Here is a 20,852-nt window from a genome sequence, read left to right as displayed (position 1 = left end):
CGCGCACCGCGCATGACGGAGCGGTGCGTCGGCTCGGCGCAGCCCGGAGTCGGCAGCCCGGCGTGACCACGCATGGCCCCGCTCATGCGCGAGAGGACATGGCATGACCGAACCAGAAGTACTGCTCGAACAGCGCGACGGGCTGGGCCTGATCACGCTGAACCGGCCGAAGGCGATCAACGCGCTGAATCATTCGATGGCCCTCGCCATTACGGATGCACTGCGCACTTGGGCCGATGACGACGCGGTGCGCACCGTTGTCGTCACGGGTGCGGGTGAGCGGGGGCTGTGCGCGGGCGGCGATATCGTCGCCATCCACGCCGACGCGAAAAATGGTGCGAACACCGCGGATTCGGCCACCGGCCGATTCTGGCGCGACGAGTACGTCCTGAACGCACTGATCGGCCGCTACCCGAAGCCGTACGTGGTGGTGATGGACGGCATCGTGATGGGCGGCGGCGTCGGCCTGTCCGGGCACGGCAGCCACCGCATCGTCACCGAACGGTCCAAGATCGGCATGCCGGAAGTGGGCATCGGCTTCGTTCCCGATGTCGGCGGCACCTATCTGCTCGCGCGCACCCCTGGCGAGATCGGCACCCATGTCGCGCTCACCACCGCGCGCATGAGCGCCGGTGACGCCATCGCGGCAGGCTTCGCCGACTATTTCGTCGCTTCGGCGGACCTGCCCGCTCTGCTCGAGACGCTGCGCTCGGAGACCGCCGATATCGCGATCGCCAAGTTCGCCACGGACGCGCCGGAATCCGCGGTGGTCGCCGGACAGGAATGGATCGACGCCTGCTACAGCGCCGACTCCGTCGAGGAGATCGTCGCGCGCTTGGCGGCGCACGAAGCGCCCGAGGCGCGGGCGGCCGCCGCCGAGGTTCTGGCGAAATCACCGGTCGCCCTGAAGGTCACACTGCGCTCACTCCGTGGCGCGCGCACCGCGCCGAACCTGGAGGCGGTGCTGAACGAGGAGTACCGGGTCTCGATCGCGTCGCTGTCCTCGCATGATCTGGTCGAGGGCATCCGCGCCCAGGTGATCGACAAGGACCGAACCCCCAAGTGGTCGCCCGCGACCCTCGACGAGGTCACGAAGGCGCAGGTGGACGCATATTTCGCCGAATTGGGCGAACAAGAGCTGGGCCTGGTGGCCCCGGAGGTGGCGTGATGAGCAAGCGAATCGGTTTCCTCGGCCTCGGCCACATGGGCGCGCCGATGGCGGCCAACCTGGTGCGGGCGGGTTACGAGGTGCTCGCCTTCGATCCGGTGCCGGCGGCGCGGGAACAGGCCGAGCGCGACGGCGCGACGGTGGTCGGCACGGCTACCGAGGCGGCCGCCGCCGACACCGTGATCACCATGTTGCCGAACGGCAAACTCGTCCTCGACGTGTACGCCGAACTCCTTCCGGTCGCCGCACCCGGCACGCTGTTCATCGACTGCTCCACCATCGACGTGGCCGACGCCAAAACCGCGGCCGAACGCGCCACCGACGCCGGACACCGCGCCCTGGACGCTCCCGTCTCCGGCGGTGTGGCCGGTGCGGCGGCGGGGACGCTGACTTTCATGGTCGGCGGCGCCGCCGAGGACTTCGCCGCCGCGCTTCCCGTGCTCGAGGTGATGGGCGGCAAAGTCGTGCGCTGCGGCGGCTCCGGCGTGGGCCAAGCGGCGAAGATCTGCAACAACATGCTGCTGGGCATCTCGATGATCGCCCTGTCGGAGTCGTTGGTGCTCGGCGAGAAGCTGGGCTTGAGCCACCAGTCGTTCTTCGACGTGGTCTCCACCGCCTCCGGTCAGAGCTGGGCGCTGACCAACTACTGCCCGGTGCCAGGTCCGGTGCCGACCAGCCCCGCCAACAATGACTACCAGCCCGGTTTCGCCACCGCTTTGATGACGAAGGACCTCGGTCTGGCCGCGAACGCGTTGCGCGAGAACAATGTCGACGGCCGGCTGGGAATACTCGCCGCCGAGATCTACACCCGGTTCAACCAGACGGATGCCGGGCGGGACTTCTCCGCTATCGTCACCGATGTCCGTAGCCGTTCTGACCAAGAGGGTGCCTGAAGATGAAAGCATCGCGAAGCGATTCCGTGGGGGGTGGCGGCCGGGTGACGGGCGGGCCCGACTTCGAGACGATTCTGCTGGAACGCAAGGGCCGGGTCGGCTGGATCACGCTGAACCGTCCCAAGGCGCTGAACGCACTGAACGCGCAGGTCCTCGACGACGTCATCGCCGCGCTCGACGAGCTCGAGCACGACGACGAGATCGGCGCCATCGTGATCACCGGGTCGGAACGGGCTTTCGCGGCGGGCGCCGATATCAAGGAGATGCAGCCCAAGTCGTACATGGACATGTTCCTCAACGACTATTTCGCCCGCTGGGACCGGCTGGCGCAGTTCCGCAAGCCCACGATCGCCGCGGTCGCGGGCTACGCCCTCGGCGGCGGCTGTGAGCTGGCCATGATCTGCGACATCCTGCTGGCGGCCGACACCGCCAAGTTCGGGCAGCCGGAGATCAAGCTGGGCGTCATCCCCGGCATCGGCGGCTCGCAGCGCCTGACCCGCGCGATCGGCAAGGCGAAGGCGATGGACCTGGTGCTCACCGGCCGCAATATGGACGCCGAGGAAGCCGAGCGCGCCGGCCTGGTCTCGCGGATCGTGCCCGCCGCGGAGCTGCTCGACACCGCACTCGAGGTCGCCGAGACCATCGCGTCGATGTCGCTGCCGGTCACGATGATCGCCAAGGAAGCGGTGAACCGCTCCTTCGAGACAACCCTCGCCGAGGGCCTGCGCTTCGAACGCCGCGTCTTCCACTCGCTGTTCGCGATCGAGGACCAGAAGGAAGGCATGACCGCCTTCGTCGAGAAACGCCCCGCGAAGTTCACCAACCGCTGACGGCGGTTGCGGAGCCGATAGCCTGAGCGAGACGGTAGCGATAAGGGCGGGGTCCTGCAGATGACCCGGCTGGTTCACTCGCTCAGGCGCTCGCGCCATTCAAGTGCGAGTCGCTGCCTGAGGCAGCCGATTTCGGCGAGCAGACGGCATGTGCGGGGAAGGACGGCCGGATGCTTCCCGCACGGACCCACCGCCTGGGGGCGTTCGCGCAACCGTGCCGTGCGTGGAGGTTTGCGGGGCGGTAGCGTGGACCCAGCCTGTCGGACACGGGATCATCCTCGCTTCCGACGTGCCTTTGTTCTGCACCGGGCTCCGAATTCGTATCGACCGATAAAGGAGGCGTAGGTGAAACAGAAAAAGATTCTGGCGGTGGTGACCAATCAGCCCACCTATGGGGAGAGCGAGCACCGAACCGGCTTGTGGCTGGGTGAACTCGTCCATTTCTACGACAAGGCGGTGAAGGCCGGCTACACCGTAGATGTGGTGAGCCCGGCGGGCGGCGAGGTGCCACTCGATCCCCGGAGCCTCGGCCGGTTGTTCGCCGACAAGACGGTTCGCAGTTATCTCGACGACCCGGCCTTCATGAACGCCCTGAAAACCACCGTTTCTATTGCCGACGTAGATCCGGACGACTACTCCACGATCTTCTTAACGGGGGGTCACGGCACCATGTGGGACTTTCCCGACAACGCCGATTTGCAGCGAACAGCCCAAGCAATTTACGCCGGGGGCGGCATCGTCTCCTCGGTCTGTCACGGCGCCTGCGCGCTCATCAACCTCCGTGACGCCGACGGGAATCCGCTCGTCCAGAACCGTACCGTCACAGGCTTCGCGACGGTCGAGGAAAGACTTGCCGGCGTGAAGAGCAGGGTGCCTTTCCTCTTGGAGGACGAATTGCGCGCCAAGGGAGCCAACTATGTGCGCTCCACCATCCCGATGACGCCGCATGCGGTGCGTGACGGCCGTCTGATCACGGGCCAGAACCCGGTGTCCACCAAGGTGGTCAGCGACTCGATTCTCGCTGCCTTGGCTGAGAGCGAGTAACGAAACGCCATCTCGACCCCAAAGCTGCCAACCTCGAATCTCGAAGCGCGGCCGAACTCGATGCCGTGCGTGTGCATCGGCGTGGATACGCCGTGGGTTACCCGGAGGACATCGGTGTGGGCGCGACGATTTCGGCTGGTGTGCGCTCGGTGCCGCTTTCCGGCCGGGGGGAGCCTTTGCCGGTGGCGAGTAGTCCGGCGATGGTGGCGCCGAGGGCGACTGTGACCGCAACCGCGGCGATGAGTTTGCGCCGGTCCACGGTGGGGGGAACCAAGGGGGCTCCGGCGCGGACGCGGGGCATTCGGAGGTCGCCGCCGCGTCGGTCGGTGGCCAGCAGGACAGCCCCGCGTGCCGAGACCAGGTCCGGTTCCGGGTCGTAGATGATCGGCAGGTCGACCAGTTCGGCCAGCTCGGACCGGATGCTGGGACTGCGGGTGCAGCCGCCGAGCAGCACCATGGCCTCCGGTCGTACGCCGGTTTCATCGATGAGCTGGCGCACGAACGACGCGGAGTGGTGGATGCCCGCGGAAAAGAGCTCGGTCAGGTCGCTGCGGGTCAGCACGGCTCGGTCGCCGGTGTCGGTATCGATCGCCGTGACGACCCTGGCGTCGCTCAACTCCTCGCGATGACGCCTGCTGGTCGGCTTGTCGGTGAGCACGCCGTCGCGAGCCAGCCGCCAGCGCAGCAGGGCGTCGTAGCCGTCGCCGCCGAGCACCGTGCTGCGTCTGCTGGACAGGATCGTGTCGGTGCGGCAATCGGCGTGGGTGATGGTCAGCCCGGAGCTGCCCAGGTCGTACAGGATCACCGAGCCGCTGTCCGGAAGTTGCCCGGTGAAGCGCAGGTAGCGCAGCTGGGCGAGCGGTTCCTCGACGATGGTGAGCCTGCGCGCGCCCGCACCGGCGCGGATGGCATCGGCATGCAGGGGACAGCGGCAGGTGACGGCCGTTCCGGAGACCAGCTCGTCACGCGCGCCTGCGGCGCCCATCATCTGGTGGATCGCCTCGAAGACCGACTCCTCGACACCGCCGCCCGCCCGCCGGGGCACCTCGCAGTGATCGATCGGGGGGAGATGTGGCTGATCGGAGTGTGTCAGCATCGCGTGTGCGCCTCCAGCGCCCGCCGATACACCCAAGACCAGCACCATGATTTACATGGTGAACCCTTTCCCTGCCGCTGCCAAGATGACGGGCCCGGCAATTCGTCGTTCGGATGCGCGGTAGTCACTTTCCGATCGGGACACCAGGAGGATGCGACCGACCGGTACTTTCGCTCATCGCGCCGCGTTGGCCGACCAGCGCGCCGTTCCCTCCCCGGTGTCGAAGTCGCCCGCGGCGTGGCGGAATTCGGCCAGCAGTTGCAGCAGGGTGTGCAGCCGGTCCGGCGGGAGCCCCGGGAGCGAGAAGACCTTCTCGTTGAGTTCCTTCGTCGCTTTCGCCACCAATTCTCTTCCGGCATCGGTGATTTCGATCAACGTGGCGCGCCGATCGCTGGGATGCGGCACGCGCTCGACGAGTTTCGCCGCCTCCAGTCGGTCGACGGTGTTGGTCACGCTGGTGGGGTGCACCTGCAAGCGCGCGCTGGCCTTCGCCATCGGCAGCGCACCGGTCTTGCTGAAGTTGAGCAGCATGAGCAGCTCGTAGCGCGAGAAGGTCAAACCGGTCGGTTTCAGCGCTTCGTCGACCCGTGCCATCACGATTTGCTGGGCGCGCACCAGCGAGGTCACCGCGGCCATGCCGTCGGCGACGTCGCCCCAGCCGTGGCCGACCCACTGACGGTGGGCCTCCTCGATCGGGTCCAGCGGAAGCGGGCGTGGCCGAGACATATTTCGATCATTCCATGCGGCCGACCGCAGCCGGGGACATCCGACCAGCCTTCGGATCACGGTGAGCGCAATACTGGTCCCCGCCGCCCGCCCCGGGCACTATCTACAACGAGGCGGGCGTGGCTGAGTGGTTCAGGCAACGGTCTGCAAAGCCGTTTACGCGGGTTCGATTCCCGCCGCTCGCTCCAAATACCCTCGAGGCTTACCGGTGAGTGGCACATGGCTGCGGCAGAACGCGAGAAGACCCCTCCATGGTGTGCCACTCGCGTGCGTGCCGGGCGGTGGGTCAGGCGGCCGCGCTCGGCTCGTTGTACGCCACTGCTGAGCCGAGTACTTCGAGGCGTACTCGCTGTCCGGTGGCGGGGGCGTCGACGCTGACTCGGCGGACTCGCACCGGGGTGGTGGTGCCTTCCAGGTCGATCGTCAGGATGACGTCGGCGCCGCGGAACTCGACGGCGCGGATTCGGCCGCTGTCCGGCTCGCCTTCGGGAACCGTCTGGGCGACAAGTTGTTCCGGTCGCATCATGATGGTCACTGCTCCGGCCGGTGCGTTGCGCTGTACCGGGATACGGCCGAGTGCGCACTTCGCCACGTCGGCCTCGACCACCGCGTCGAGCAGCACGCAGTCGCCGAGGAAGCGGGCGGTGAACAGGTCCCTCGGTGTGCCGTAGACCTCCTCCGGCGTGCCGACCTGGGTGAAGCGTCCTTCGCGCATCACCGCGACCTGCTCGGCGAAGCTCAACGCCTCCTCCTGGTCGTGGGTCACCAGAATGCTGGTCATGCCGGCCGCGCGCAGGGTGTCGGCCACCGCCTGCCTGGTCGTCGCGCGCAGGCCCGCGTCCAGTGCGCTGAACGGCTCGTCCAGCAGCATCACGGAGGGCTTGCGGGCCAGCGCGCGGGCCAGGGCGACGCGCTGCTGCTGGCCGCCGGACAGCTGGTGCGGTCGCCGGTCGGCATAGGACGGGTCCAGGGACACCATCTCCAGCAATTCCCGCACCCGATCGCGGCTGCGGCGGCGTAGGCCGGGTAACCCGTAGGCGATGTTCTGGCCCACGGTCAGGTGCGGGAACAGCGCGCCGTCCTGCGCGACGTAGCCGATGTTGCGCCGCTGTGGTGGCACCGAGACACGGTCGCCGACAATGGTTTCCGAACCGATCGATACCGAACCGGCGTCCGGCGACTCGAATCCCGCGATGACCCGCAGCAGCGTGGTCTTACCGCACCCGGACGAGCCGACCACGGCGGTGGCGGTGTGATCGGGCACGTCGAGGGTGACCCCGCCGAGTACCTGGGTGTGCCCGAACGTCTTGGACACGTCCGCGACGACAACGCGACTCATATCCCAGCCGCCTTCCGAGAGTGGGTGAACAGCAGATACGTCACCGGCACCGCGGCGGCGATCATGATCAGGGCGTACGGCGCGGCGGCCGCATAGTCCAATTCGCCCGAGAGCGCCCAGAACCGCATCGCCAGCGTGCGAGTTCCGTTGGGTGCGAGCAGCAGTGTCGCGGTCAGCTCGGTCGCCACCGCCACGAACACCAGCGCTGCCGCGGAGGCCGCGGCCGGCGCGGTGAGCCGGAGGGTGACCAGGCAGAAGGTGGCCGGTCCCGATTTGCCCAGCGAGCGGGACGCCTCCTCCAAGCCGACCGGCACCTGGGCGAGCCCGGCCCGCACGCTGACCAGTGCCCTGGGCAGGAACAGCAGGACATACGCCGCGATCACCATGAACACCGTCTGATAGAGCGGCGGCGCCCACCGGATGGTCACGGTCACCATGGCCAGCGCGATCACGATGCCGGGCAGCGAACTCGTGATGTAGTTCGCGCCTTCGACCAGCCGCGCGAAGGCCGAGGTGGAGCGCACCGCGATCCACGCGACCGGAAACGCGCACAGCGTGGTGAGCAGCGCGGCGAACGCCGCGAGGCCGACCGTCTGGCCCAGCGCGTTGCCGATCTCGGTGGCATCCCACACGGCCGTGCCGCCGATGCTCAGCCAGCGCCCGATCGTCCACAGCGGCACGCCGAGCGCGCCCGCGGTCACCGCGACGAGCACCCCTAGGACCGGTATCGCGCCGATGCCCAAAGGGATCCGGGCCGCGACGCGCGGCGCCCCACCGCCGATCCGTGCGTAGCGGGCCCCGCCGCGCAGCCCGGCCTCGGCCCCGAGCAGCGCCAGGCAGCACAGCACGAGCACGCCCGCGAGCATGCTGCCCGCCGGTCCGGCGAAACTGGACTGGTACTGCTCGAAGATGGCCGTGGTGAACGTGTCGAACCGGACCATGACGAAAGCGCCGTATTCGGCGAGCAGGTGCAGCGCGATGAGCAGCCCACCGCCGAGGATTGCCAGCCGCAACTGTGGCAGCACGATCCGGGCGAACACCGCCACCGGCCCGGAGCCGAGCGCCCGCGCCGACTCCTCCACCGCTGGGTCGAGGCGTCGCAGCGTGGCCGCGGCGGGCAGATACACCAGCGGGAAGTAGGACATCGTCGAGATCACCACGCCTGCCCACAAGCCGTGCATGCCAGGGAAGACGCTGACCCACGCATAGCTGTTGACGAATGCGGGCACCGCGAGCGGCGCCGCGAAAAGCGGCCCCCACCAGGACTTCCCCGGAACGTCGGTGCGCTCGACCACCCAGGCCAGCCCGACGCCGAGCGTCACGCAGACGGGTACGGTGCACACCACCAGCCCGAGCGTATTGCGCAGCAGCTCAGCGACTCTGGGCCGGAACACCAACTCGGCCGCTTGCTCGGAACCGGTGGAGAAGACCGTCGAGACGATGTACCCCAGCGGCACGAACGTCGCCGCCACCAGTAGCAGCGCGACGCCCGTGACGAGGGGCCCCGGCCTGCCGACCCGGGGCGCGGCGACAACGGTCCGCAGTGCCACGGCTACAGCAGACCCGCTTCGGTCATCAGCGCGGTGACCTTCTTGGAGTCGAGCTTCGAGGGATCGATCGCCGGGGCCTGCAACTCGGCCAGCGGCGGCAGCGCCGGGTTGGCGGCCACGCCGCTGGCGACCGGGTACTCCAGCGACGTGCCGTCGCGCAGCACCTCTTGTCCGGCCTTACCGGTGATGAACGCCAGGAACTTCTGCGCCGCCTCCTGCTTCTTGCTCGACTTCAGCACGCCGCCGCCGGAGATGCTGACGAACGCGCCGGGGTCTTGGTTCTTGAAGTAGTGCAGCGCGGTATCGCCGCTGCTCTCCTTGGTTTTCGCCTGGTCGCGGTACCAGTAGTAGTGGTAGATGACGCCGCCGTCGGGGCTGCCGGAATTGACCGCCTTCATGGTGGCCACGTTGTTCGGGAACGGCGTCGCGTTCTCTTTCATGCCCTTCAGCCAGGCGCGGGTGGCGTCCTCGCCCTTCAGCGCGAGCAGGCCCGCGACGATGGCCTGGAAGTCGGCGCCGGACACGCCCGCGCCCCAGCGGCCCTTCCACTGCGGCTGCGCCAGATCGAGCAGCGAGGCGGGCAGCTGTCCGGGCTGGACTTTGTTCTTGTTGTAGACGAACACCGTCGCGCGCGCCGCGATGCCGGTCCACTTGCCGCTGGACGGACGGAACTGCGCGGGCACCTGCTTCACGGTCTCGGGGTCCACGTCGGCGAACAGCCCCGCGTTCTCCACCAGCGCCATCGCGGGAGAATTCTCGGTCAAGAAGACGTCGGCGGGCGAGGCCGCGCCCTCGGCTACCAGTTGATTGCCCAGCGCGGTGTCGCCACCCTGCCGCAACGTCACCTTGATGCCGGTTTCCTTGGTGAACGCGTCAGCCCATTCCTTGGTGAGGGATTCGTGCTGCGCGTTGTAGACGGTGATCTCGTTCGCGTCGTCCGAGGTATTCGTGCAGGCCGTCATGCCGAGTGCCGTCATCGCAACGGCCAGTCCAGCGGCAATCGTCTTCCATCTGACCGGCTTCATCCTCGTCCTTCCGAGCGCGTCCAGTGCCCCGTGCGTATGTTGAGGCTTACCTAAGGAAGATACCGCCTCCGACGTGCGCGAACGGTCTCGGTCTCGCGGCGGATTCCGGGAATTCGTCCGCTCGTTACGTCAGCCCCGAGAAGTCGCGCAGCACAACATGATTGCGATCGGCGCAGGTGCCGAACGCGTAATCCGGCAGCAGTCCGAAATACTCGCCGCGGGTGAGGGCGCTCCAGCGCCGCGCGCCCTCGGTGCGGGTCTTGTAGAAGTTGACCATGTAGCCGCCCTCGTAGAGGCGCAGCAGGCTGTAGCCGCCCGGATACTCCTTGATCGCGGCGACCTCCAGGAATTCCACCGCGCAGTGCGCGTCCGGCCGGGTTCGCCGGTTGCGATGGGTATGGCCGCTGTGGTGCAGGAAGACGCCGGGGCACCGGGTGTAGAGCGCTTGCAGTTCGGCGCTGTCGCGTCCGTTGAGCACGAAGCCGGGCCCGGCGATGTTGGTCAGCCCGGACTCCGTGGTGACGGGGTGGTGGCCGAACATGAGCGTCGGCCGGTCCGGGTCCCCGCCCAAGCGCTCGGCGAGCAGATCGAATTGCGGGCGATCGATGGACCCGCCCGCGCCGTCCAGTTCGCTGGTGTCCAATCCCAGCACGCGCAGGCCGCCGATCTCGTCTTCGATCAGCTGCTGGCGCGGGGAGAAGGCTTCGGCCCAGCAGTCGTGGTGCCCCGCGGGTGCGGCTGCGCACCGGGCGTATTCGGGACCCCGGTGCGGGCGGTCGTGATTGCCGCGCACGGCCAGGTAGTCCTTGCCGAGCGAGCCCCAGGCGTCGAGGTGGGCGCGCACCGCGCGGGCTTCGTGCTCGGAGGCTTCGGCGGTGAGGTCGCCCGCGACCAGCAGGCGCTCGGCTGCGCGGTCGGGGCGGCGCAGGTCGTCCAGCATCGCGGCCAGCATCACCTCGGGGTAAGGCGCCGAGCCGGGGTCCTGCCGGAAACCCGGCGGCAGTTCGCCGACGATCAGACCGCTGACCTGCTCGCCGTAGTGCACGTCGTTGGCCAGGGCGATCGTGCGTAGCCTGCGGCCGGGCGGCGGGAGCAGCGTGGTGAACTCACCGCGTGCTTCCGGCGCCACCGGACCGGATGTGGTGAGCGAGAGGGCAGGAGTCGCGCGACGGCCCGCCGACCATGCCTCGAAGCGGTAGGCGCGGCCCGGTTCGAGCCCGTCGATCTCGGCATAGTGGAACGGTGTCGGCCGGTCGTCGGCGTATACCGGCGCCGGTATACGCGGGGAATCGGCGGGGCCGATGCGCACCTGCGTGTCGGCGTCCACCGGGATCAATCGGCCGGCCGGGTCGGGCGCGAGGGTGGTCCAGGTGAGGACGACCGAGGTGTCGGTGATCGTGACCACTTCGAGATCCGTGGCGACGAGTGGATTATGCTGCGCCCGAGCATTTTTCGCCTGTCCGGCGAAGGGGAGCAGCGCGGCGAGGCCGAGCGCCCCGAGTACGGTCCTGCGGGTCGGCCCGCAGCAGCTCATCGGTGTGTGCATCGGGTCAGCGCGTGCCCTCCGCGGAGCGGGCCTTCCACTTGCCGGCTTCTCTCTTCAGGTGCTCGGTCCTCACTGGCTGCTGGTCATCGTGTCGAACGCGGCGCGGTCGATCCGTCGGATGCCCGCCCGGTAAGCCATGCCGACCTCCGGTCCGCCCCGATGTCCGGGAACGTTACGGCAACCGACGTGCCCGGCAGATCGGAAACCAGACCGGCGGGACCGTTCGCGAGCTTACGGAAGCCGGTGCCGAACGGACCCGCATGGGCCTGATCAGGCGTCGGACTCCGCGAGCGCGCCATACCAGCGTGCGGTGTCGGTGTACTGGTGCAGCCGCGTGATGCGGCCGTCGTCGTCCACCTGCCACAGGTGCACGAACTCGGCGTCGTACTCGCGGCCGGTGGCGCGGGCAGCGCCGCGATAGTGACCGGTCACCACGACGGTGCCATCGGTGGTCTCGTGCCAGGTCTCGTCGTACGGCGCGGTGTCGAACTCCCGGTCGACCGCGCCCCAGATGCGGGTCATCGCCTCGAGCGGGCCGTGGAAGGTGCCGCCCGCGCCGCACGGCATGCCCGGCGCGGTTTGCGCCAGGAACTCCGGATGCAACAGGGCCAGGATCGACGGGCCGTCGCCAACCTGGGTCGCGGCGTAGAAACCCTTGACGACCTCGAACTTCGCTGACATGTCGGACTCCTTCTAATATGTTCGTTCTAGAACGATCATATTAAAAGCGTGCTCGCGGGAAGGCCAGAATCTGTGGCGGCCGTCATGCCGTCGGATTCGAGGGTGGGTTGCCTGGTGCTTGCCACGCAATCGCGGCTACCATTCGAACATGGGTTCGACAAGCGATGACGTGCCGCGAACCGAGGGCACGGAACCGGAGCTGGTCTACCCGAACCGGACGGGCCACTACTACCGGACGCTGACCTATCCGCCGCGGCCGGTCTGGGTCCGGCTGGACGCGATCCTGGTCCGCGACCCCGGTACCCCGCGGCATGTGAACGGCGCGGGTGTGATCATGCGCGGCGAGCGCCCGGGAACCCTCACGCATTGGCTGCCCACCGTCGACGGCGACTGGATGGGTCGCGTGAACTACAGCATCCAGTTCGCCGACGGGCGCCCGGATCTGCATGTGCGGGACCAGCTGGTCCCCGCCTATGCGCTGCGCCCGCGGCGCGGCCCCTCCGCCTCTCCTGGCCTCTCCGACCCTCCGGGTCTTTAGGCTCCCACGTCCCATCTTCGGCAGTTGCTTACGAGCGGTAGTTGTGCGGATGTCTCCAGGCTGTCGGTGACTGAGCTGGTCGGTGAAAGTTCTGGTACGGGAAGGCTTTGCGAGTGGTGTCGAACTCGTAGCCACCAGTTTGCCTGTGCTGGCAACTCTTCCGAGCCCCCTGTGAGCGCCCCTGGCGAGCGGGTTTGCCGGCACGTGCGGTGGTGGACGAGTGGGTTGTCCGGCTGGTAGCCGATCCGGTTGTCGCTGTGGGGGGCCGGTGATACGTTGCCCGGCATGGGATTTCAGTTGCCGCATCCCGAGGTGCTGTGGGCGCGCGTGACCGTCTTGGACGTGATCACCTCCGCGACCCATGCCGACCAGCGGGCTGCGGGCGGAGAGGAGATCGGGCAGACGGCCAGAGTGGCAGGTGGCCGGCTGATCAACGACGACGGCGAGGGCAATTGGTACTCGCTGGTCAGATATCCCGGTGAGCGTGCGCTCCTATTCGGCAGGGACGAGGACAACGAGGTCGCGGGGACCGCCTACGATCCGCTGGCCGCGGCGCCCGGCTGGGTGCGCGCGGTGGATCCGGCGACGAATCTGCCCGGCGGCGTCGACGGTCCGGTCACCTTCGTGCGCTGGTGGGAATTCGGTCGCTGGCAGCACACGCCGACCGATCTCGACGATGGTCTGGAGATGAGTCTCAGCGCCGCCGCCGACCGGGAAGGCTTCACCGGCAGCGTCATGAGCGCCGCGATCCATGCGAAATGGGTGGAGATGGACTACGAGGCGGGCAAGCTGACCGCTCGCACCGTCGACCCCACCGCCTTGAACGCGCTGTGCGACGCCACCGAAAACGGCACCCTCACCAAAGCCCACCTCTACTTTCTCCAGCCGGGCCTGACCGCGCCCGCGTTCACCTACCTCTCCGCGGCCGGCGTCCTGAGCGCCACCGACAAGCCGACCGCACCCCTGCCGTGATCGTCCAGCCGTAGACGACACCCGACCACTCCGATGAAGGGCTCCCGGTTACCGGGAGCCCTTCTCTCGTATCCGCCCACGTTCGATGTCTCAGGTCGCGTACATGCCGATGACCGGCTTCCTCGACGGTTCCAGGGCTGCCAGCAGCGTCCGCATGACATCGGCGCCGACCGCGACGCAACCCGCGGTCGGCCTGCCCGCCTCGACGTGGACGAAGAAGGCCGAGCCCTGCTTCGGCACGACGGGGAAACGGTTGTAGTCGATGACCAGCGCGTAGTTGTACTGCGGCTCGGTTCGTCCGAGGTTCTCGCTCAGGCTGGTGTCGAACGGGCACTCGCCCTCGGCGCATTGATATTTCTGGTTGTACAGCGGGCTCTCCGTGTCGGACACCCACCACCAGGTGTTCGACTGGTCCAGCGACAGATACGGAAGCTTGGCGCCCACGTCGGGTAGCCGCCCGAAGCTTTCGGTCAACGCGAAAGTTCCCTCCGGCGTGAACGCGGCGCCTTCCCTGGCCTCCCGGGAGATCCCTCCCGTGCCGACCCAGGCGGGTACCGCGAACGTGCGTTTCCACTGCCGAAGCCGGTTGCGCTGCCAGAATTCCAGCGTCCCACGATTCGCGCCCGCAGGCGCCGTCACCCAGACGACCTGAGTTCCCGGAATCGCGTCCGTGTCGAACGGTGGCCGGTCGCCGGTGATCTCGCGCAACAGCACGATGCCGAGTGCTGCGACCACTACCACGACGGTCGCGACGACCACCGTCCACTTGCGTGCCGGCCTGTTCTGGGCTGATTTATCTCCCAACGGTGTTCACGCTCCTATGAGATGGCTAGGTCGGGCGCACGTATGCCCGTTCCGGCGAATTGTGAACGGGCCGCCTGCTCCCGGGTGCAGAGTGGGCGGCGCCGATCAACGCAGTGACACCGTAGGCGCTCTGGCGGGACGCGGGAACCAGTTCGGGCCGGCATCCAGTTCGCCCTTGGAAGCGGATCCTGGTCACACCTGAGGTTAATAACGTTGTGGCGCAATGTATTCAGATGGCAACGCCATGGTATGCTCTGCGCGCAGAGTCACTGGCTCCAGCAACTACACGATCAGCACGGGGGGCGTGCAGCTGATCATCACCGTATCGCCCGGATTTCCCGAACCGCTGCCATGGTTGCGTGGCGCCCGCGAACCCGAATCAGCTATCCGATAGGAGTACGGTGGGCAACCAACTCGAGGCAGACGTAACGATCCTGTCTCCCAATGACGGCGGTCCGCGCGACCCGCACTCTTGCTCGCTCATCATCGTGCACGCCAACGAAGGCCCGGCCGAGGGCTCGCTCGAGGGACTGCTCAACTACCTCGCCCAGCCAGAGGTGCGGGCGTCGTACACGATGGTCGTCGGCGCCGACGGCCGCATCGGGCGCAGCAACGATGACGACTACATCCCGTGGGCCGCAGGCTCACCCGCCAACGAGCGCGGACTGCACCTGTGTTTCCTCGGGTGGTCGCGGCAGCTCCGCGACGAATGGCTCTCGCGCCCGGCTCAGCTGGACGCCGGCGCCCGCGTGCTGCGCGACTGGTCCGACCGTTACGGCATTCCGCTCGTGAAACTCACCGCCGACCAGATGCGCGCGGGAGATTCCGGCGTCGGCGGCCACGGCGACACCGCTGAGGCCTGGTACGACACCAACCACACCGACCCTGGTGCAGAGTTCCCGTGGGATGTCCTGTTGGCCAAGGCAATAGAATCGGCACAGGCGACGACATGATCCCGACCAGGCTCGCGAGCTCGACGAAATGCAGCCGTGAGCCGGCTCGCTGGTCCATACGATCCGTAGCCGACGGTGACACGATGCTCCTTCGGACGTGAGCGGGCTGTCGAATTCGACGTGGGCTTGATCCGCATAGACCAGCGCGCATTTGCCCGAGGCATGATCAGCGTGTGCGCCACTCGAGTTCTGGCCACACCGGCACCGGCGTCGCCGCGCCGCGCAGCTGCTCGTCGAGGAAGCCGGTGACAACGCTGCGGGTGATCGCCGTGGCACGTTCGGCGGGCAGTGACCCGCATCGCGCTGTCGACGGCACGAGCGCGGGTAGGTCGGTTGCCGCGTAGTGCTCCGCACCGCGGATCGTGCCGAGCGTGAACGCCGGGCTGTCCGAAGCGAACCGGATCCACGACGCGTGCAGCATGTCGCCGGAGGCGAGCATGAGCACGGGCCGGTCGACGCCGCCGCGCTCGACATCGGTGTTGTCGGTCCAACCCGCTGGGCCGTCGAGCACCACGCCCGCCCGGACGCGCGGTTCGGCGCGCATCGCGGCCACCGTGGTCAGTCCTCCGTAGGAGTGGCCCGCCACCGCGATCCGGGCCAGGTCGACGTGCGCGCCGACGACCGGGAGCGTGCGGAGTTCGTCGAGAACCAGGCGCACATCGGCGACACGGATGTCCAGTGCGCGGCGCATGTATTCGGCGTCGTCGTACGCAGGCGGAGTGCCGAGCACGAGCTTGCCGTGCACCTCGACCGCCGGGGTCTCGCCCGGGTGGTCGACGCCGATCACGACGTAGCCGCGCGAGGCGAGATCGGCGGCGAGGCCCGAGGCGAGCCAGCGCGGCGTGCCGAGACCGGGGGAGTACACCACCACCGGCAAGGGCCCGAGCGCGGTGTCCAGCGGCGCGTCCTGTCCGGCCGCGACCGTTGCGGCGAGCATCGCGGGCACGGCGCTGGGCTCGCGCAGCCACAGCGCCGCATCGGTCGCGAGCAGCGCCGCTGCGACCGGGTTGGACGCGGGAACATAGTGCGCTGGAATCGCAGGGGCGGCAGCTGGATACCAGACCGACACCGGCAACTCTCGGCCACCGGCCGCGACGGTCCTGTCGGTGCGACCGACGAGATATCCGCCGGTCGGCGCGGGCACGTCGGCGTGTGCGAGCCCGGCGAAGTAGGCGCCGCTGATGAAGACCACGAGCGCGGCAGCGAACCCGGAGACGGCGCGAGCGATCATCGTCGGTCACCACCCGGACCCGCCATCCGTCGCGCCAGCGGGCCCGTACTCGATCGGCCGGCCTCGATCTCGGGCAGACCCACCTGCCGGGCGCACACTTCTGGGCTGTCAGCGCCGCGATGCTCCCGCTGCGGCGGGGCGTGGAAGCCTCTCGCGGCGCGCCCCCGCCCCGTCCCGGAATGTCCCAGGGTGCGGTTCGCGCGCATCGAATCATCTGCCCGTCCGCGCGGGTGGATCTCGTCTGCCAGCCACTGGAGATCGTCGATGAGGGATTTATACCCGACGGTCTGCGCTATGAGCTGCATCTGAACCGCGCGTTCCGGATCAACCGAGGCGCTGCCCGCAATCTCAGTCGCGTGGTCGATTTCCAGGTCGGGGCAGGGTCGGCAAGTTGCCCGCCGCGCCGATCGTCTCGTCGCCAAGGTGGGTTCGCCCAGTCCAGGCAAGCAGTGCCTCGGCGCGCGTAGGTGCAGCTGTGTCGCGGAGTGAGTCAGAGAATCCGAACTGCCGGGTGCCACCTATGCCAGCGACGTGCATTGGGGTCCGGGGGGCAAAGCCCGCCGGGGGGGTGTGGGGGTTGCATCCCCACAAAACACGAAGGACGAGCCCCGGCTCACGCATTCCGCGAGCAAGGCTCGTCCAGCTCGTACGTGCCCTCGGTAGGATTCGAACCTACGGCCTTCTGCTCCGGAGGCAGACGCTCTATCCCCTGAGCTACGAGGGCGGGATAGGGCTCGGTCGGGCCGGATGGCGGTCCGATCGGGCTGGGTCAGCCTATCGTATCGACCGCCGTCCGCCAAAAAGCGCGGCGGGCGGCATGGTTTCGGGTCACCTCGCGGGGAGGGGAGCGGCGCCGCGGGCGGTGAGCATCGTGGTGATCAGGGCGGATTCGCCGCGCTGGGTTTTGGCCATGGTGTCGGCGAGGGTGCGCACCGCGGTGGTTTCGGCGTGCTGGGCGGCGTAGTCGATCATCGGCAGGCCGCCCTCGTGGTGGCGCAGCATCAGCTGCAGGAACATCGTGTCGAGTGCGGATCCGGTGGCCTGCCGCAGCGCGGCGAGTTCGGTGGGCGTGGCCATGCCGGGCATGGCGGACACCGGGCCGGAATGGTGCGAACTCGGCTCGGAATGTTCGTGGCCGCCCATCGGTTCGGTCATCCAGCCCATGTACCCGTCCACGCCTTGCGCGGGTTCGCCCCACAGTTGCAGCCAGCCCTGCATGCGGCCGATCTGGTTCTGCTGCGTGGTGAGGATGTCGTAGGCGAGGCGGCGTACCTCGGTGTCGGTGGAACGAACCAGCACCACGCCCGCCATTTCCACCGCTTGGGCGTGATGCGCCGACATGTCCTGACTGAAGCCCACGTCGACGGGTCCGGGATCCGGCTCGCTGGAACTGTCCAGCGGAATCCGCGCCAGCACGCCGATCGCGAAGCCGATCAGCATGGCGCCGATGGTGCCGAGGATCACCAGCGCGGTGCGCTGACGCCGGAACTGGCGGCCGAGACCGGATTCGGTCTCGACGTCGTCCGGGACCTCGCTTGCGGGCACATTATCGGCGGACGCCGCTGCCTCGCGCCCCGACCTGGTCTCGGTGTTGTCCGAGGCGTCGGCGGGCACTTTTCCGGCGGATGCCGCCGGCTCACGCCCCGGTCCGGTGTTGTCCGCGACGTCGTCGACGGGCACTTTGTCGGTTGGCATTACTGCCCCGCACCCGGTGCGGGCTGCCTCGGCGCCGGCGCGCCGGGCACACCGGGAAGAGCGGGCACGCCGGGGACGCCCGGCAGGCCACCCGGGGGCATGCCGCCGAACTCGGATGGGTCCGGTTGCAGACCTTTGCCGTCCATCGGCACCGCATCGGGCCCGGGCGGAGTCGGGTCGAACGGCGGAGGGTTGTCGGTGTCGAAGACGATGGTCGAGCAGTCCGCGCCGACCTCGGGATAGGTGTAGGAGTTCAACCGCAGCGCGGTGATGAACTGGCCGACCCGCTTGTCATCAGGGCTGTCCAGCTTCAACTGATGCCCCCAGGACTGCAGCGACACCGCCGCATCCAGCCCCGGGTAGGGCGACATCATCGTGTACGGCTTGCCCTCGACCTTCGCCTTCAGCGTCTCGATCCCGTCGGCGTTCACCTTGTCGGGGTTGTAGGCGATCCATACGGCGCCGTGTTCGAGTGAGTGCACCGCGTTCTCCACCCGGATCGGCTTGGTGTAGACCGTGCCGGTGCAGGTCGCCCAGGACTGGTCGTGCGGGCCGCCGAACGGCGGCGCCTGGTCGTAGGCCACCCGCTGGCTCGCGCTGATGTGCAGGCCCGCGGGGTATTCCTTCTTCACTACGCCCGCGATCCCGTCGGAGGGATCCTTCCGCTCCGCGCTCGGTGTGTACTTGTCCAGCTCGGCCTTCTCCTGGTACTTGGGGACCAGGTTGTAGGCCAAGGCGCCGATCAATGCGATGATGACTACGGCCGCGCCGATGGCCAGCCAGGGGATCTGGCGATTCTTCTTCGTAAGTTGCCCTTGCTTGCCCCGCTTGCGGGGAGCCGACAACTTCGCCGCGGCCTTGGCGGCCTTGGCCGATTTGGCGCTGGGATTGTTCGGCATCGCTCGTTGTGCTCTTTCGACGTGGTGGATCCGCTGGCTGCGCAGTGCCCACCCCGTGGTGTACACCCGCCAAGACCATAGGATAGAGACTCGTGACTCCAGCTGACCTTGCAGATCTCCTTCGCGCCACCGCGGCGAAGGTGCTTGTCGAACGTGGACTGGACCCTGCGGTCCTGCCCGACGAGGTCAACGTGGAGCGTCCCCGTAACCCGGAACACGGCGACTATGCCACGAATGTCGCGATGCAGGTGGCCAAGCGCGCCGGAACCAAGCCGCGCGAGCTGGCGACCTGGCTGGCCGACGCACTGGCCGACGCGGACGGCGTCGCCGCCGCCGAGGTCGCCGGACCCGGCTTCCTGAACATCCGCCTCGCCGCCTCAGCGCAGGGCGCGATCATCGAGCGCGTGCTCGCCGCCGGCGCCGCGTACGGCACCGCGGACACGCTGGAGGGCACCCGGATCAACCTCGAGTTCGTCTCGGCCAATCCCACCGGCCCGGTGCATCTGGGCGGCACCCGCTGGGCATCGGTAGGCGACGCGCTGGGCCGCATCCTGGCCGCACAGGGCGCCGACGTGGTGCGCGAGTACTACTTCAACGACCACGGCGCGCAGATCGATCGGTTCGCCGCCTCGCTGGTCGCGGCCGCCACGGGCGCCCCGACCCCGGACAACGGCTACGCGGGCGCCTATATCGGCGAGATCGCCGACAAGATCGTGGCCGCGCACCCCGAGGCGCTGACCAAGCCGGAGGCCGAGCGCCTGGAGCTGTTCCGCGCCGAGGGCGTCGAGCTGATGTTCGCGCACATCAAGGAGTCGCTGCACGAGTTCGGCACCGACTTCGACGTCTACTTCAACGAGAGCTCGCTGTTCGCCTCCGGCGCGGTCGAGCAGGCGGTGGAGAAGCTGAAGAACTCCGGCGACCTGTACGAGAAGGACGGCGCCTGGTGGATCGCCAGCTCCGAATACGGCGACGATCAGGACCGGGTGGTCATCAAGAGCGACGGCAAGGCCGCCTACATCGCCGGTGACATCGCCTACTTCCAGAACAAGCGTTCGCGCGGCTTCGATCTGTGCATCTACATGCTCGGCGCCGACCATCACGGTTACATCGGCAGGTTGAAGGCCGCCGCGGCCGCGTTCGGCGACGACCCGGCCACCGTCGAGGTGCTGATCGGGCAGATGGTGAACCTGCTGCGTGACGGCGTCGCGGTCCGGATGAGCAAGCGCGCTGGCACCGTGGTCACGCTCGACGACCTGGTCGAGGCGATCGGCGTGGACGCGGCCCGGTACTCGCTGGTTCGTTCGTCGGTGAACTCGAGCATCGATATCGATGTGAACCTGTGGGCCAGCCAGAGCAACGAGAACCCGGTCTACTACGTGCAATACGCGCACGCGCGCACCGCGTCCATCGCGCGGAACGCCGCCGAGTTCGAGTACCACTCCGTCACCCCGGATCTCGCGCTGCTGTCCGCCGACGAGGAAGGCGAGCTGATCCGCACCCTGGGTGAGTACCCGCGCGTCGTGGCCGGCGCGGCGAGCCTGCGCGAACCGCACCGGGTGGCTCGCTATCTGGAGGAGCTGGCCGGCGCCTATCACCGCTTCCAGACCAACAAGAACCTGCGCGTGCTGCCGCTGGGCGACGAGCCTGTCTCGCCGACGAACGCCGCCCGCCTGACCCTGGTCAACGCCACGCGACAGGTCCTGGCCAACGGCCTCGGCTTGCTCGGCGTCAGTGCGCCGGAGCGCATGTGACCGGGCACCGGACCAGAGCGAGGAAGGAAGCTGTCATGAGTGAGTGCAGCGAGCGAGCCATCGACACAGCCGCCTGCGCGGTCATGCCGGAGCCGAGCGGCAGCGAGGTGC

Annotated in this window: 19 protein-coding genes and 2 tRNA genes; 9 read left to right on the top strand and 12 right to left on the bottom strand. The window is 68.3% G+C overall.

The genetic code is table 11. The features are described from left to right. Nucleotides 1-103: 103 nt before the first annotated feature. The 4 genes from IU459_RS14100 (at nt 104) to IU459_RS14085 (ending at nt 3,935) form a co-directional block, all read left to right on the top strand. Entirely contained in the window at nt 104-1,168 is a 1,065-nt protein-coding gene (locus tag IU459_RS14100; RefSeq protein WP_195129966.1) for an enoyl-CoA hydratase/isomerase family protein, read from the top strand. Then, nucleotides 1,168-2,061 (top strand): 3-hydroxyisobutyrate dehydrogenase, encoded by an 894-nt coding sequence (gene mmsB, locus IU459_RS14095; RefSeq protein WP_195129965.1) that lies wholly within the window; start codon nt 1,168-1,170, stop codon nt 2,059-2,061. Before IU459_RS14100 ends, mmsB begins: the two co-directional genes overlap by 1 nt. Before the next feature lie 2 nt (nt 2,062-2,063). Next, on the top strand, nt 2,064-2,891 hold the full coding sequence (locus IU459_RS14090) for an enoyl-CoA hydratase (RefSeq protein WP_195129964.1): 828 nt from the start codon (nt 2,064-2,066) through the stop codon (nt 2,889-2,891). A 345-nt stretch (nt 2,892-3,236) separates the two neighbouring features. Next, on the top strand, nt 3,237-3,935 hold the full coding sequence (locus IU459_RS14085; RefSeq protein WP_195129963.1) for a type 1 glutamine amidotransferase domain-containing protein: 699 nt from the start codon (nt 3,237-3,239) through the stop codon (nt 3,933-3,935). 97 nt (nt 3,936-4,032) lie between these two features. Here the strand turns inward: IU459_RS14085 and IU459_RS14080 are convergent, their stop codons facing one another. Next, nucleotides 4,033-5,079 (bottom strand): Hsp70 family protein, encoded by a 1,047-nt coding sequence (locus IU459_RS14080; protein WP_195129962.1) that lies wholly within the window; start codon nt 5,077-5,079, stop codon nt 4,033-4,035. A 126-nt stretch (nt 5,080-5,205) separates the two neighbouring features. Then, on the bottom strand, nt 5,206-5,757 hold the full coding sequence (locus IU459_RS14075) for a MarR family winged helix-turn-helix transcriptional regulator (protein ID WP_195129961.1): 552 nt from the start codon (nt 5,755-5,757) through the stop codon (nt 5,206-5,208). 113 nt (nt 5,758-5,870) lie between these two features. On the opposite strand from IU459_RS14075, the gene IU459_RS14070 reads away from it, so the two are divergent. After that, a tRNA-Cys gene (locus tag IU459_RS14070) sits at nt 5,871-5,945 on the top strand. A 98-nt stretch (nt 5,946-6,043) separates the two neighbouring features. On the opposite strand, the gene IU459_RS14065 is transcribed toward IU459_RS14070, so the two are convergent. The 5 genes from IU459_RS14065 to IU459_RS14045 form a co-directional block, all read right to left on the bottom strand. Beyond that, a complete protein-coding gene (locus IU459_RS14065) occupies nt 6,044-7,096 on the bottom strand; it encodes an ABC transporter ATP-binding protein (protein ID WP_195129960.1) in 1,053 nt (350 codons plus the stop codon). Beyond that, nucleotides 7,093-8,646 carry an ABC transporter permease gene (locus IU459_RS14060; protein WP_195129959.1) on the bottom strand — a complete coding sequence of 518 codons (1,554 nt, stop codon included), beginning with the start codon at nt 8,644-8,646 and terminating at the stop codon, nt 7,093-7,095. The genes IU459_RS14065 and IU459_RS14060 overlap by 4 nt, the downstream gene beginning before the upstream one ends. 2 nt (nt 8,647-8,648) lie before the next feature. Next, complete coding sequence (locus tag IU459_RS14055) at nt 8,649-9,671, bottom strand: iron ABC transporter substrate-binding protein (RefSeq protein ID WP_195129958.1); 1,023 nt, start codon at nt 9,669-9,671, stop codon at nt 8,649-8,651. Nucleotides 9,672-9,795: 124 nt separating this feature from the next. Then, complete coding sequence (locus IU459_RS14050; RefSeq protein WP_228837907.1) at nt 9,796-11,217, bottom strand: metallophosphoesterase; 1,422 nt, start codon at nt 11,215-11,217, stop codon at nt 9,796-9,798. A 270-nt stretch (nt 11,218-11,487) separates the two neighbouring features. Continuing rightward, a complete protein-coding gene (locus IU459_RS14045; protein WP_195129957.1) occupies nt 11,488-11,898 on the bottom strand; it encodes a nuclear transport factor 2 family protein in 411 nt (136 codons plus the stop codon). Nucleotides 11,899-12,046: 148 nt separating this feature from the next. Between IU459_RS14045 and IU459_RS14040 the strand changes: the two genes are divergently transcribed. Then, nucleotides 12,047-12,436 carry a hypothetical protein gene (locus IU459_RS14040; protein ID WP_228837906.1) on the top strand — a complete coding sequence of 130 codons (390 nt, stop codon included), beginning with the start codon at nt 12,047-12,049 and terminating at the stop codon, nt 12,434-12,436. Nucleotides 12,437-12,721: 285 nt separating this feature from the next. Continuing rightward, nucleotides 12,722-13,408, top strand: coding sequence for a hypothetical protein (locus IU459_RS14035; RefSeq protein ID WP_195129956.1), 687 nt, complete (start codon nt 12,722-12,724; stop codon nt 13,406-13,408). Nucleotides 13,409-13,498: 90 nt separating this feature from the next. Here IU459_RS14035 and IU459_RS14030 read toward each other — a convergent pair whose 3' ends face one another. After that, nucleotides 13,499-14,212, bottom strand: coding sequence for a L,D-transpeptidase family protein (locus IU459_RS14030; protein WP_195129955.1), 714 nt, complete (start codon nt 14,210-14,212; stop codon nt 13,499-13,501). A gap of 401 nt (nt 14,213-14,613) precedes the next feature. Here IU459_RS14030 and IU459_RS14025 point away from each other — a divergent pair, with 401 nt between their 5' ends. Then, nucleotides 14,614-15,165 (top strand): peptidoglycan recognition protein family protein, encoded by a 552-nt coding sequence (locus tag IU459_RS14025; protein WP_195129954.1) that lies wholly within the window; start codon nt 14,614-14,616, stop codon nt 15,163-15,165. Between the two features lie 166 nt (nt 15,166-15,331). Here the strand turns inward: IU459_RS14025 and IU459_RS14020 are convergent, their stop codons facing one another. The 4 genes from IU459_RS14020 to IU459_RS14005 all read right to left on the bottom strand — a co-directional run bounded on the left by IU459_RS14020 (nt 15,332) and on the right by IU459_RS14005 (nt 18,990). Beyond that, the gene (locus IU459_RS14020; protein ID WP_195129953.1) at nt 15,332-16,396 is read right to left on the bottom strand and encodes an alpha/beta hydrolase family protein; all 1,065 of its coding nucleotides are present in this window, start codon (nt 16,394-16,396) and stop codon (nt 15,332-15,334) included. A 651-nt stretch (nt 16,397-17,047) separates the two neighbouring features. After that, a tRNA-Arg gene (locus tag IU459_RS14015) sits at nt 17,048-17,120 on the bottom strand. A 104-nt stretch (nt 17,121-17,224) separates the two neighbouring features. Beyond that, nucleotides 17,225-18,091: a DUF305 domain-containing protein gene (locus IU459_RS14010; RefSeq protein WP_195129952.1), complete on the bottom strand. Its 867-nt coding sequence runs from the start codon at nt 18,089-18,091 to the stop codon at nt 17,225-17,227. Beyond that, nucleotides 18,091-18,990, bottom strand: a complete 900-nt coding sequence (locus IU459_RS14005) for a DUF3105 domain-containing protein (protein ID WP_195130090.1) — start codon at nt 18,988-18,990, stop codon at nt 18,091-18,093. The genes IU459_RS14010 and IU459_RS14005 overlap by 1 nt, the downstream gene beginning before the upstream one ends. A gap of 92 nt (nt 18,991-19,082) precedes the next feature. On the opposite strand from IU459_RS14005, the gene argS reads away from it, so the two are divergent. Continuing rightward, entirely contained in the window at nt 19,083-20,741 is a 1,659-nt protein-coding gene (gene argS, locus IU459_RS14000; RefSeq protein WP_195129951.1) for an arginine--tRNA ligase, read from the top strand. Nucleotides 20,742-20,852 lie beyond the last annotated feature (111 nt).

Source organism: Nocardia amamiensis, from assembly GCF_015477605.1.
Classification (GTDB): domain Bacteria; phylum Actinomycetota; class Actinomycetes; order Mycobacteriales; family Mycobacteriaceae; genus Nocardia; species Nocardia amamiensis_A.
This window is presented reverse-complemented; position numbering and strand designations above follow the sequence as displayed.

Coding starts and splice junctions, on each gene's coding strand:
- IU459_RS14050 (WP_228837907.1), bottom strand. CDS start 11,217: ATGCACACACCGATGAGCTGCTGCGGGCCGACCCGCAGGACCGTACTC.
- mmsB (WP_195129965.1), top strand. CDS start 1,168: ATGAGCAAGCGAATCGGTTTCCTCGGCCTCGGCCACATGGGCGCGCCG.
- IU459_RS14055 (WP_195129958.1), bottom strand. CDS start 9,671: ATGAAGCCGGTCAGATGGAAGACGATTGCCGCTGGACTGGCCGTTGCG.
- IU459_RS14100 (WP_195129966.1), top strand. CDS start 104: ATGACCGAACCAGAAGTACTGCTCGAACAGCGCGACGGGCTGGGCCTG.
- IU459_RS14080 (WP_195129962.1), bottom strand. CDS start 5,079: ATGGTGCTGGTCTTGGGTGTATCGGCGGGCGCTGGAGGCGCACACGCG.
- IU459_RS14005 (WP_195130090.1), bottom strand. CDS start 18,990: ATGCCGAACAATCCCAGCGCCAAATCGGCCAAGGCCGCCAAGGCCGCG.
- IU459_RS14065 (WP_195129960.1), bottom strand. CDS start 7,096: ATGAGTCGCGTTGTCGTCGCGGACGTGTCCAAGACGTTCGGGCACACC.
- IU459_RS14040 (WP_228837906.1), top strand. CDS start 12,047: ATGGGTTCGACAAGCGATGACGTGCCGCGAACCGAGGGCACGGAACCG.
- IU459_RS14075 (WP_195129961.1), bottom strand. CDS start 5,757: ATGTCTCGGCCACGCCCGCTTCCGCTGGACCCGATCGAGGAGGCCCAC.
- IU459_RS14035 (WP_195129956.1), top strand. CDS start 12,722: ATGGGATTTCAGTTGCCGCATCCCGAGGTGCTGTGGGCGCGCGTGACC.
- IU459_RS14010 (WP_195129952.1), bottom strand. CDS start 18,091: ATGCCAACCGACAAAGTGCCCGTCGACGACGTCGCGGACAACACCGGA.
- IU459_RS14090 (WP_195129964.1), top strand. CDS start 2,064: ATGAAAGCATCGCGAAGCGATTCCGTGGGGGGTGGCGGCCGGGTGACG.
- IU459_RS14020 (WP_195129953.1), bottom strand. CDS start 16,396: ATGATCGCTCGCGCCGTCTCCGGGTTCGCTGCCGCGCTCGTGGTCTTC.
- IU459_RS14045 (WP_195129957.1), bottom strand. CDS start 11,898: ATGTCAGCGAAGTTCGAGGTCGTCAAGGGTTTCTACGCCGCGACCCAG.